Origin of the sequence: Corynebacterium sp. HMSC074H12, from assembly GCF_001813755.1 — a bacterium.
Taxonomy (GTDB): Bacteria; Actinomycetota; Actinomycetes; order Mycobacteriales; family Mycobacteriaceae; genus Corynebacterium; species Corynebacterium hiratae.
Genome location: NZ_KV813944.1, coordinates 1,331 through 13,323, shown reverse-complemented (window position 1 = coordinate 13,323; position 11,993 = coordinate 1,331). Strand labels below are relative to the sequence as shown.

11 protein-coding genes and 1 riboswitch are annotated in these 11,993 nt (G+C 60.0%); of the genes, 1 reads left to right on the top strand and 10 read right to left on the bottom strand.

What is annotated here, in order from left to right; all coding sequences use genetic code 11:
* Positions 1-20: 20 nt before the first annotated feature.
* Positions 21-1,121, top strand: a complete 1,101-nt coding sequence (locus HMPREF2932_RS10895; RefSeq protein ID WP_071410141.1) for an HNH endonuclease signature motif containing protein — start codon at positions 21-23, stop codon at positions 1,119-1,121.
* Positions 1,122-1,496: 375 nt separating this feature from the next.
* Here HMPREF2932_RS10895 and HMPREF2932_RS10890 read toward each other — a convergent pair whose 3' ends face one another.
* The 10 genes from HMPREF2932_RS10890 to HMPREF2932_RS13625 form a co-directional block, all read right to left on the bottom strand.
* Complete coding sequence (locus HMPREF2932_RS10890; RefSeq protein ID WP_071410140.1) at positions 1,497-2,261, bottom strand: hypothetical protein; 765 nt, start codon at positions 2,259-2,261, stop codon at positions 1,497-1,499.
* A gap of 109 nt (positions 2,262-2,370) precedes the next feature.
* Positions 2,371-3,561 (bottom strand): elongation factor Tu, encoded by a 1,191-nt coding sequence (gene tuf, locus HMPREF2932_RS10885; RefSeq protein WP_046648489.1) that lies wholly within the window; start codon positions 3,559-3,561, stop codon positions 2,371-2,373.
* A 363-nt stretch (positions 3,562-3,924) separates the two neighbouring features.
* Entirely contained in the window at positions 3,925-6,051 is a 2,127-nt protein-coding gene (fusA, locus tag HMPREF2932_RS10880) for an elongation factor G (protein WP_046648490.1), read from the bottom strand.
* A 300-nt stretch (positions 6,052-6,351) separates the two neighbouring features.
* Positions 6,352-6,819 (bottom strand): 30S ribosomal protein S7, encoded by a 468-nt coding sequence (gene rpsG / locus HMPREF2932_RS10875; protein WP_046648491.1) that lies wholly within the window; start codon positions 6,817-6,819, stop codon positions 6,352-6,354.
* Between the two features lie 6 nt (positions 6,820-6,825).
* The gene (gene rpsL / locus HMPREF2932_RS10870; RefSeq protein WP_005286791.1) at positions 6,826-7,197 is read right to left on the bottom strand and encodes a 30S ribosomal protein S12; all 372 of its coding nucleotides are present in this window, start codon (positions 7,195-7,197) and stop codon (positions 6,826-6,828) included.
* Between the two features lie 315 nt (positions 7,198-7,512).
* Positions 7,513-8,115 carry a nucleoside/nucleotide kinase family protein gene (locus HMPREF2932_RS10865; RefSeq protein WP_070821426.1) on the bottom strand — a complete coding sequence of 201 codons (603 nt, stop codon included), beginning with the start codon at positions 8,113-8,115 and terminating at the stop codon, positions 7,513-7,515.
* Between the two features lie 54 nt (positions 8,116-8,169).
* The gene (locus tag HMPREF2932_RS10860; protein WP_049157369.1) at positions 8,170-8,892 is read right to left on the bottom strand and encodes an energy-coupling factor transporter transmembrane component T family protein; all 723 of its coding nucleotides are present in this window, start codon (positions 8,890-8,892) and stop codon (positions 8,170-8,172) included.
* A gap of 103 nt (positions 8,893-8,995) precedes the next feature.
* Complete coding sequence (locus HMPREF2932_RS10855; protein ID WP_071410139.1) at positions 8,996-10,432, bottom strand: ABC transporter ATP-binding protein; 1,437 nt, start codon at positions 10,430-10,432, stop codon at positions 8,996-8,998.
* 109 nt (positions 10,433-10,541) lie between these two features.
* Positions 10,542-11,171 carry an ECF transporter S component gene (locus HMPREF2932_RS10850; protein WP_071410138.1) on the bottom strand — a complete coding sequence of 210 codons (630 nt, stop codon included), beginning with the start codon at positions 11,169-11,171 and terminating at the stop codon, positions 10,542-10,544.
* A riboswitch (TPP riboswitch) is annotated at positions 11,163-11,334 on the bottom strand. (Overlaps the previous gene by 9 nt.)
* 448 nt (positions 11,335-11,782) lie before the next feature.
* Positions 11,783-11,993: hypothetical protein (locus tag HMPREF2932_RS13625; RefSeq protein WP_168166995.1), on the bottom strand; the 211-nt coding region annotated here is incomplete at its 5' end.

Below are 11,993 nucleotides of genomic sequence, written 5' to 3'. Positions count from 1 at the left end.
CTGTTTTAGTCTCTGTGCCCATGGGGGATATCGACACCTACATCCGCCTCCGCAACTCGGGGATTGCGCTGGTGGAGCATATACCTGGCACACCCGATGAGCTTCGCGCGCTCGGCGCTGACCCAGCCGACGCCACCGAACTCGCAGGCCTGCACCAGGTGTACTTCGGCCCCACCCGCTACACCGGTAAGCAAAAGAAAGCACGTGCAGCAGCCCTTGCCCAACGCCACAGCCTGGGCACCCTCACACTCATCGAAACCTACGTTTCAAAAGTAAAGAAAACCCTCGACGCGTGGAACCTCCGAGCAAAACTCGCCGCCACACCCGCACACCGCATCCGAGCCGTTGCCACCGCACGGCTGAAAGAACTCACACGTAAAAGAACCGCCAAACCCGGCGTGCGCATCACCTACAGATCCGAAGGCCCAAACACCCTCTCCATTACCGATGATGCCACCACGATTGCCAACATGCGCGCAGTCTTAGAATCCACCAACAACACCGACCTACTCAAAGCCGCCAACGACGTCTTCTTCAACCAAGAAACAGCCGGCACAAAGCCAGCGGTGCGCACCCAAGTCATCGTCACACTGAACGAGTTGGACCAAATCATCAACGGCGACGGGGACGAGATCGAACTCAACTTGACCAACGGTGCGCGCATGACAGGCGCTGAGTTTCTCACCCATAAGTTTGCCGAAATCGGCTACGCCACCATCGTGCACCCCATCGAAGGCCCCATCAACACCTGGCGGCTCGAGCGCGGGGCAAACTTCAAGCAACGTCTTACCCTGCACGCTGAATTCCACACCTGTTCTAGACCTGGGTGTAATAAGCCAGCCGATTACTGCCAGGTGCATCATCTCATCCCTTGGCAGGCTGGTGGCTACACCAACATTAAGAACTTGACCTTCCTGTGCGCCTACCACAACGGCATTAACGACGATGACCCTTTAAGGCCTACCGGGCGCGGTTATATGTACCGCCTCAACACCGGGGTCAGCTTCATCCCGCCCTGGGGTACACCAATCACGGAAATGCCGGAATACCAAGAAGCAGTCGCCAGACTCACCGCCGAGCAAGCAGGACAACCACCAGACCCGCCACCGGACAGCAGCTAACACCCCAGCCACCAAACACAAAAAGCGCCAATTACCTGCAACAAAAGCGCTCCCGATAGAAGAACCCGTCAGACAAAACATGCTGACGGGGACATCGGCGATCCCAGGTTGCGCTTCACTCGACGCCGGATACAACAGGGGCAGCCACGGCAGGATCCTTAAGCCCTTAAAGAACGAGACCCAGCAACCACAGCCAGGGTGACAGGGAACTTGGCGAACCCACGCAACGATTCAGGCGTTAACCTCACAGTTCAGTGGGCACATCGGCGATCTAACGCGCGGAGCAGCGTGCTAGCGGCTATCTGCTCGAGAAGTGCAAAAGACCTGGCGGGTTAGGCGCGTCGCGAGGATTTCGGCGCGCTGAACAGGGCCACGCTAGTAAGGCGAGGCGGACTCGTTCCAAGGCGCGGATTCAGCGAGAATGACCTCCTGGATACGCCCAAAGGTGTGCAGCGTGCCCCGGGAAAGGTGGACGCGAAACGGTTCCCCGATTTCCCCGGCCTCGATGGTGTGCCACGAGAAGTCGGTACGGACAAGCTCCCGGTTCTTGCGCTCCACGATGTGGAGGCCATGGTCAAGGATGATGGTTTCGGAATCGGTACGGATGAACCACACTCGGTCCCCCACGCTGCGCCGCTTAAGACCCGTCAGGTTGCGATGGTCCTCCCGCAAGCGCGTGACGGACTCAACGACACCAAACCGATGCTCGAAGCCTTCGGCATCGGCAATCACGAGCGGTCGTCCTGGTCCAACGGGCCGGAGGGCTGACACCGTCCACGCCACCGGCTGGCCACGCTGCCCGTCCTTGGATATCGGTCTCACCACCGCCACAGACTCCGCCTGTCGGCTCTGCTCCACATTGCGAGGGGCCGCAGTCGTAGGGGCTAGTGTCACGCGGTGTGTGGGCGTAACGACGAGCCAGAGGCCCTCGGTGACGAGATTGGCGTCGAGAGGCACAAGCGGGGGATGCACAGCCGCCATCGCCTCCAGCCGCGCGCTGAGTTCGTCGTCAGGCACGCCCCAGCCGTAGCCCTCCGCCGCCAACATGCCAAACAGGGTTCCCAGGGGAAGGTCCGGTTGGCCTTCCCACGCGGCGCGCAGTGCGGCGAGGGTGCGGTCAATGCGGGTTGGGTCGAACATAACTCTCAAGCCTAGTAGGCCCACGATCACCAAAGCCGCCCAACCCCATCAGGGATTGAGCGGCTCACAGACCTGCTAAATCAGGAAGGGCCTTAGGCCCTAGCAAGAATTAGCCCAGGATCTTGGTAACGCGGCCAGCGCCGACGGTACGGGAGCCCTCGCGGATAGCGAAGCGCAGGCCCTCGTCCATAGCGACCGGCTGGATGAGCTCTACGGACATCTCAACGTTGTCGCCCGGCATAACCATCTCGGTGCCCTCAGGCAGCTTGACGACGCCGGTAACGTCGGTGGTGCGGAAGTAGAACTGCGGACGGTAGTTGTCCATGAACGGGGTGTGGCGGCCGCCCTCTTCCTTCTTCAGGACGTAGACGGAACCCTCGAACTTGGTGTGCGGGGTGTAAGCGCCCGGCTTGATGCAAACCTGGCCACGCTCAACCTCTTCACGCTTGGTACCACGCAGAAGCAGACCACAGTTGTCGCCAGCCTCGGTGTAGTCCATCATCTTGCGGAACATCTCGATACCGGTAACGGTGGTGGACATCGACTTCTCCTTGATGCCGATGATCTCGATGTCCTCGTTGACGTTCAGGGAGCCACGCTCAACACGGCCGGTAACAACGGTACCGCGGCCGGTAATGGTGAAGATGTCCTCGATCGGCATCAGGAACGGCTTGTCCAGCTCGCGGACCGGATCCGGGATGGAGTCATCGCAAGCCTGCATCAGGTCGATAACAGACTGTACCCACTTCTCGTCGCCCTCAAGAGCCTTCAGAGCGGAAATGTGAACGATCGGAGCTTCCTCATCGTAGTCCTGCTCAGCGAGCAGCTCACGGATCTCCATCTCGACGAGCTCGATGATTTCCTCATCGTCAACCATGTCACACTTGTTCAGTGCAACGAGGATGTACGGAACGCCAACCTGGCGAGCCAGCAGAACGTGCTCGCGGGTCTGCGGCATCGGGCCATCGGTTGCAGCAACAACCAGGATAGCGCCGTCCATCTGAGCAGCACCGGTAATCATGTTCTTGATGTAGTCGGCGTGGCCCGGGGCGTCCACGTGTGCGTAGTGGCGCTTCGGGGTGGAGTACTCAACGTGGGAGATGTTGATGGTAATACCGCGCTCCTTCTCCTCAGGAGCCTTATCGATCATGTCGAAGGCGAAAGCGGTGTTCTCCTCCGGGTAAGCGTCAGCCAGAACCTTGGTGATCGCTGCGGTGGTGGTGGTCTTGCCGTGGTCGACGTGTCCGATGGTGCCGATGTTCACATGCGGCTTCGTACGCTCGAACTTCTCCTTTGCCACTGTTTGTCCTCCTGGACTCTATGGCGGCTACGTATTTCGCAGCCACGTGGTTTGTATTGCCATTGGCACTTCGAGCCGAAGCTCATAAGCGCTAATGACGCTTTCTTACGTGCCAGTTACACGATCCTAGATTTATGCCGCAGTTTTTTCAAACTGCCTAAATAGGAGGTAACCCCGCCCAACACGTGCGGACGTTGACCCTCGACAAGAATCAAATTAACGGATCCTGGGAGGGTAACGGCCGGCTCAACCCACATCAAGCGTGTGCGCTCAGCCGACCGCTACCCCAAGGCGCGGAACTGGTCTTCCACTGGCGAAGACTACCAGCCCCGCATGTACGCCTTTGCGGCAGGGGCCTAAAAGTTAGGCCTTGGCGCCGGTGCGCTCCTCGATGATCTCCTGTGCCACGGAGGACGGAACCTCAGCGTAGGAGTCGAAGACCATGGTGAAGTTTGCACGGCCAGCGGTGGAAGAACGCAGGTCACCGATGTAGCCGAACATCTCGGACAGCGGAACCTTAGCCTTGACGACCTTGGCGCCGGAGCGGTCTTCCATAGCGAAGACCTGGCCACGACGGGAGGAGATGTCACCGTTGACGGTACCCATGTACTCCTCCGGGGTCACAACCTCAACGGCCATGATCGGCTCCAGCAGAACCGGCTTAGCCTTAGCGACGGCCTCCTTAAGGACCTGGGAGCCGGCGAGCTTGAAGGCCATCTCAGAGGAGTCAACGTCGTGGTAAGCGCCATCCTCGAGGGTGGCCTTGATGTTCACCAGCGGGAAGCCAGCGACGAAGCCGTACTGCATGGCGTCCTGGATACCAGCGTCGACGGACGGGATGTACTCCTTCGGAACGCGGCCACCGGTGACGGAGTTCTCGAACTTGTAGGTTGCGGACTCGCCCTCTTCCAGCTCTTCCGGCTCCGGGTTGTACGGCTCGATGGTAACGATGACCTTTGCGAACTGGCCAGAACCACCGGTCTGCTTCTTGTGGGTGTATTCCAGGGACTCGACCTTCTTGCGGATGGTCTCGCGGTAAGCAACCTGCGGGTTACCGATGTTGGCCTCAACCTTGAACTCGCGCTTCATGCGGTCAACCAGAACGTCGAGGTGCAACTCGCCCATACCGCCGATAACGGTCTGGCCGGACTCCTCGTCGAGGTGAACGGTGAAGGTCGGGTCCTCTTCAGCGAGCTTCTGGATAGCGGTACCCAGCTTCTCCTGGTCAGCCTTGGTCTTCGGCTCAATAGCAACCTGGATAACCGGATCCGGGAAGTCCATGGACTCAAGGATGATCGGGTTGTCCGGGTTACACAGGGTGTCACCGGTGGTGGTTTCCTTCAGGCCGATGAACGCGTAGATGTTACCGGCGTCGGCGTGCTCGACCGGGTTCTCCTTGTTCGCGTGCATCTGGAAGAGCTTGCCCACGCGCTCCTTCTTGTTCTTGGTGGAGTTGAGCATCTGCTCGCCCGGGATAGCCTGGCCGGAGTAGACACGCACGTAGGTGAGCTTGCCGAAGAACGGGTGCACGGCAATCTTGAAGGCCAGTGCGGAGAACGGCTCCTGGACGGAAGGCTTACGAGTCAGGGTCTCCTCACCGTCGAGGGAGGTGCCGTTGACCTCGCCGATGTCCAGCGGGTTCGGGAGGTAGTCAACAATAGCGTCGAGCAGCGGCTGGACACCCTTGTTGCGGTAAGCGGTACCGCAGAGGACCGGGTAGATCTCGGAGCTCACGGTCAGCTTGCGGATAGCGCCCTTGATTTCCTCAATGGTCAGCTCTTCGCCGCCGAAGTACTTCTCCATGAGCTCTTCGTCGGACTCAGCGACGGTCTCGAGCAGCTTCTCGCGGTACTCTTCAGCCTTCTCCTGCAACTCGGCAGGGATCTCCTCGATAGTGGCTTCGGTTCCGGTTTCTACCTTGCCGCGCCAGGTCAGCGCCTTCATGTTGATCAGGTCGACGACGCCATCGAAGTCATCTTCAGCACCGATCGGCAGCTGCATGACCAACGGCTTAGCGCCGAGGCGATCAATGATGGTCTGGACGGTGAAGTAGAAGTCCGCGCCCATCTTGTCCATCTTGTTGACGAAGCAGATACGAGGGACGTCGTACTTAGCAGCCTGGCGCCACACCTGCTCGGACTGCGGCTCCACACCTTCCTTGCCGTCGAAGACAGCAACAGCGCCGTCGAGAACACGCAGGGAGCGCTCAACCTCAACGGTGAAGTCCACGTGGCCCGGGGTGTCAATGATGTTGATCTGGTTGTTGTTCCAGAAACAGGTCACAGCAGCGGACGTAATGGTGATGCCGCGCTCCTTCTCCTGCTCCATCCAGTCAGTGGTGGCGCCACCATCGTGGGTCTCACCGACCTTGCGGTTAATACCGGTGTAGAAGAGGATGCGCTCGGTGGTAGTGGTCTTACCCGCATCGATGTGCGCCATGATGCCGATGTTGCGGACCTTGTTCAGATCCTTAAGCACTTCTTGTGCCACAGTTAATACCCCAACTTAATTGTCGTCGACGCCGACGCCAGTTATGCACTGACGAAACATAGGTGACGTCTTCATGGATAGGTCTTGGTCTATTTTGCCACGTCTGGGCTTCTACGTCAGCGTGAGACGTGGAGCCCACGCCATAAAAATGGCCCGAACAACGCTATTCAAGTTTAGGTTCCGCACTGTTTAGCGTGGAGCGCTCCGCCAAGGGGAGCGAGAACACGCAGTGTCAGCGCAGGTAAACGATAATATCGCTGTTCGAGCCATGATGCCATGTGGCGGGTTATACCGGAGGGATTACCAGCGGTAGTGAGCGAAGGCGCGGTTAGCCTCAGCCATCTTGTGAGTATCCTCACGGCGCTTCACGGAAGCACCCAGGCCGTTGGATGCATCGAGGATCTCGTTTGCGAGACGCTCGATCATGGAGTTCTCACGACGCTGACGGGTAAAGGTAACCAGCCAACGCAGAGCCAGGGTGTTGGCACGTGCCGGCTTAACCTCAACCGGAACCTGGTAGGTAGCGCCGCCCACACGACGGGAGCGAACCTCGAGGTCCGGGCGAATGTTGCCCAGGGCCTTCTCCAGGGTGCCGACCGGGTCGGTACCGGTCTTCTCACGGCAGACCTCGAGAGCGCCGTACACAATGCGCTCAGCGGTGGACTTCTTGCCGTCACGCAGGATCTTGTTCACGAGCATGGTGACCTGCTCGGAGTTGTAAACCGGGTCCTTAACTACAGGACGCTTCGGTGCAGCATTCTTACGCATTGTTGATTACTGTCCCTTCTTTGCGCCGTAGCGGGAACGAGCCTGCTTACGGTCCTTCACGCCCTGGGTATCCAGTGCGCCGCGGATAATCTTGTAGCGAACACCCGGGAGGTCCTTCACACGACCACCGCGGACGAGCACCATGGAGTGCTCCTGCAGGTTGTGGCCCTCGCCCGGAATGTAGGCGGAAACCTCGATACCGGAGGTCAGGCGCACACGGGCAACCTTACGCAGAGCCGAGTTCGGCTTCTTCGGGGTGGTGGTGTACACGCGGGTGCACACGCCACGGCGCTGCGGGGAGCCCTTCAGGGCGGCCGTAGCAACCTTGGCCTTCTTGTCGTGGCGGCCCTTGCGGACCAGCTGCTGAATAGTTGGCATAAATCTAGTCTTTCTCTATGACTTCGGCTTGAACTGACCGCTTTCACACGTCCAAACATGCAAAAATAGGGGCTCTTCTCCGGGGCCCTTCCGCATGTCCAGAACGAATCTCTCCCAGCGGATGGTTGAGATACCGATCAGACTTTTCATCTCCTATAAAGATGAAACCTTGGACAGACTACCACCACCCCACTGATCTGCCCAAATCTCACGTGCCCGTACTTCCCAATGGTTAGTGACCGGCGTACACAGCACGGCCCGGCTGGCCACGCCAGTGGCGCCACGCAATGCTGCCCACAAGGACCCACTAGAGAGTTAGCTCCACTCCCACGTCAGGTCCGCCTCCACCGCGCGCTCGGCGAAGTGCTCTTTTTCCTGCCGCTCCCAGGTTTCAAACCACTCTTCATAGCCAGGGTCGCGCTCCAGGGCGCGCTCGCGGCGCTTCTCGCGTGGCCCGTCGATACGCACCGTCACCACGGAGCCGCGCTCTTTGGCGGCGGCCACGGTGGCCTCGGTGACAGAACCAACTCCTTCGACGATCAGATCATCGCGCTCATCCAGGCTCGCCCAGTCCTTCGGCGCGTTGGCATCCCAGTCCCAGCGCCAATAGCCCGGGTTATTCTCCCGCAGCACTTGCTCTGAAACCATCTCTGAACCCTCTTGCAGCCCATGCCAGCCGGGGTAGAACTCGTCAAGGTGGACTACCCGCCACCCGGTACGCTCAGCCAGCGCTGCAGAAGCCCAGGTCTTGCCGGCGCCCGAGGGGCCGTCGATAAGCACGGTGACTGGGCGCATCGGGCGCTTGCGCGACGCGGCGAGCGCCACCACATCGGCCAAGAGCCGATCCATCTCGGCGGCGTGCGTCTGGGCAGTGTCCTTACCGCTGTCCTGGTCGGCCGTGCGGTCCGCGTCCTGCATGTATTTCTTCACCACTTCTGGGTACGTCTAGCGTGCAGCTTTGAGAGAGTCGTCCTAGAGTCCGAAGAATCTCCAGGACCCACTGAGAACCGAAACTACCACCGGAAGCGCCGCAAGGCCCGTTCCCACCACCATCACCAGCCAGTCTCTGCTGGCAAGGCGGGACGGCCGCGCCCATGTGCGTTGCCCACCGCCCGGTGGGGTTCGCCCGAAACCGCGCGCCTCCATCGCCGTGGCCAGCTTGCCCCCGCGCCGCAGGGCTAGCACCAAGAGCCCGAAGGACATGGTGATGAGGTGCTTGATGCGGCCCTCGTCGGTCAGCCCACGCGCGCGCCGCGCCATGGCCAGGTACTGCCAATCGGATTTGAACAACGTCATCATGCGCACCCCGGCCACCGCACCGATGACGAAGCGGGAAGGTAGCTTGAGGATCTGCGAGAGGGCGTCGCCCAACTCCGTCGGGTCAATATCCCGCGCCAGCACCACCATGGGCAGCGCCACCGCCAGCACGCGCATCGTAATGGCGATGGCCAGCTCCATCGAGTTGTCCGTAACGGTGATCAGCCACCAGCTGAAGTACTCCCGCCCGCCCGGTGCGCCGTAAAGCAGCATCGAAATGCCGGACAACGGAGCGATAAGAAAAAGGAACCAGCCAGCTTTAAACAGGCGCGGCCACGACACCCCGCACAGGGGCGCAAAAACTAAAGTCATGGCCAAGGACACTGCCGCAGAGACCCAATCCACGGAGAGCAACAGCGGGCTCACCCACACGAACATGAGGAAAATTCGGGTCAGCGGGTTCACGCCGTGCAGTAAACCTGCACGGCCAGCACGATCGGCGCGACCAGCGCCGTCTGCGTTCGCCGACGACGTAGTTGTCTCAGCCACGGCTCACCTCCACTCGGTGGTCACCCAATGCGGAGATGAACAACGGATCGTGGGTCACCGACGCAATCGTCGTCCCCTCATCCGCCATGCGCCGCAGCAACCACACCAACTCGGTGAAGGTGTGGGGGTCTTGGCCGAAGGTGGGTTCGTCGAGAAGCAGCACCTCCGGCGCCGTGACCAACGCAGTGGCCACCGACAACCGGCGCTTCTCCCCACCGGAGAGCGTAAACGGATTGGCGTTGAGCAAATGCCCCAGGCGTAGTGCCTCCACGAGCTCCGCGATGCGCGCCTCCGGCACCTCCCGGTGCATGACGCGGGGTGCTACGCGCAGCTCTTCCGCCACCGTCCGGGCGACGAACTGGTGCTCGGGGTTTTGGAAGACGAACCCAATGCGGTCCGCTAGGTCCCGGGACTTCCATGTCAGCGGCGAGCCTTTCAGCCCTCGGCGCACGTACTCTGCCACACCAATCTCCCCGGAGACCGCCGGAAGGAGCCCTGCGACTGTCATCAGCCACGTGGTCTTACCTACACCATTGGGTCCGGTAATTACCGTGGACGTCCCTCGCGGCAGCGCGTAGCTGCGCGGCGGGCCGAAGCGGGTGACCAGGTCCGTGCTCCACAGCGCCGCCGATTCCGGTGCTACCCCAGTGCTGCTTGGCGACACCCCATCAACCTCCCGCGCCCGCGGCAAACCGCTGATAGAGCGCGACGCCACCACAGTGTCTAAAGGACCGTCAGCGACGATGCGTCCATCCTTCAACTCAATTGCCCGGTCGAGCACGCCTTTCCACGCCGCGTGCTGGTGCTCCACGACAATGAGGGTGGCACCCGTGCGTTCCACCATGGTGGACACGGCGTCGATAACCTCTTGCGCACCCTCCGGGTCCAAGTTCGCGGTCGGCTCATCAAGCAACACCATGCCCGCACCCATCGCGATGACACCGGCTAGGGCCAAGCGTTGCTTCTGCCCTCCGGAGAGACGCTCCGTGGGAAAAGACAAATCCACATACGGCCCCACCATCTCCAGCGCCGCTGACACGCGGCGCCAGATTTCCTCGCGTGGGTAGGCCAAATTCTCACATCCAAAGGCCACATCATCGCCAACACGCGCGGCAATGACCTGGGAGTCCGGGTCCTGCAGCACCAGCCCCACCGGGATCGTGTGCCCCGGCGGCTCTACGTGACCTGAGGCATCCTCAAGAAGGATCTCCCCGACACGGGTTCCTTCATCATCCCCACCAAGCACGCCTGCAATGGCCGCTAGCAGTGTGGATTTTCCGGACCCGGAGTCACCACACAGCAACACCTTTTCCCCCGGCGATACAACCAAGTCAATATCCGCTAGCGCGGGCGCACGCCTCCCAGCATGCGTCCAACCATAACCCCGGGCGACAAGCTTCGTCGCCCCTGCGGAACCCACATCAGCCATCAGAACCTGCCATCACAGTCACCAACGCCAACCAGCATCAGTCAACGATCAACGAACAACGCGGAACAAACAGCAAGCAACGAGCAATATAGCTTCAAGCAATACTCGTTTAAGCACTGTGCTGTTCGCGGCCGACCGCAAAGCGGTCCAGCGCACCAGTCTTAGCAAGAGCTTTGACTACGATATAGCCCACAGCTCCCGCCAGAATGGCCCCGGAGACACTCAGCGTCACCAGGTAGATGATGTTGAACTGCAGAGTCTTGCCCAGATTTCCGGAGGTAAACAGCTCCAGCACAAACGCGCCCCAGCCCGCAGCCATGCCGCCGAGCATCGCAATGCCCAGACCAAAGCGGCGGTAGAGGAAGATAGCCAAGACAATCTCGACACCAATGCCCTGGGCAATACCGGAGTACACGGTACTGGGGCCCCACTGGGATCCCAGCACCGCCGACACGATGGCCGCCAGCAACTCCACATAAAGTGCAGCACCCGGCTTGCGGATAATAAGACCACCAACGACGCCACCAATCAACCAAATACCAGTAGCAATTCCGCCCAAGCCTGGTGTAAGCGCATCCATCGCCTCAAACCAGGCATAGCCCACCGTGTTCCACACCAGAAACACGAATCCGCACGCCACACCCAGCACGGAGGCCACCACGATGTCAACGACGCGCCAGTTCAAGCTGCGCGGGGCAGCACCCCCAGACGCAGCTACATTATGAGATACAGAGTTCATAATTCCTCCCTTTCGCCGGCATTATCCGGATCAGGTTCGACGGTTTGCCGCTACTCCGCGGCATCTCAGCCTCCTCAGCTAACCCCCGCACACCACCCAAGAAACGAAAGGAATTAGGGCTAAGCACTAATAGGAAAACGAGGAAGCACCCGTGACGATGTGTAGTTAGAAGCCGCCAGCGCCAAAAGAGCACCAGCTAAGCACGCTCAAAAGCACTGTCAGCTTAGCAAGGAGTACCTCACGAGAACACATCTACCGCTGCTTTAAGCAAAAGAGGTAAGCCGCTAGGCCAGAGAAAACGAATGTACCCCGTCGCGTCCTCTGACCTACGCGACGGGGTACGTGCACACGGGCTTTAAAAGCCAGTGGCCATGAGCCTCCACTCGTACAGCTTAAGGAAAGGAAAAGCTTCGGTAGAGACCCAAGACTATGAGAAATAACAAATCGTATTTCGGAACTATCAAACAAAATCGAGCAATGAGCCAGGCCACGCCACCGGGCTATAAAAGCCCAGCAGCAATGTCCCGCTATATCAACTCTCACGTTGAGCGGGAGGTTAACGCACCTCCCCGGGGCGGTGTTTTTAGAGGAAACACAACCTCACGCTTCGATTACTTGGAGGAACCCTCGTCAGCACCCGGTGCACAAGCATCAGCCAACATGCCGATAGCCAAAGCACCAGCAGCAATCAGAGCCACAGCACCAGCAGCCTGCTGGTAATCAGCACCGAAACGCTTCAGCTGAGCATTAATGCCATTGACCTGGTCAGCCAACGGACCGTTGAACACACCAGCCTGCTGCTGCAGACGGGTATTCAGATCC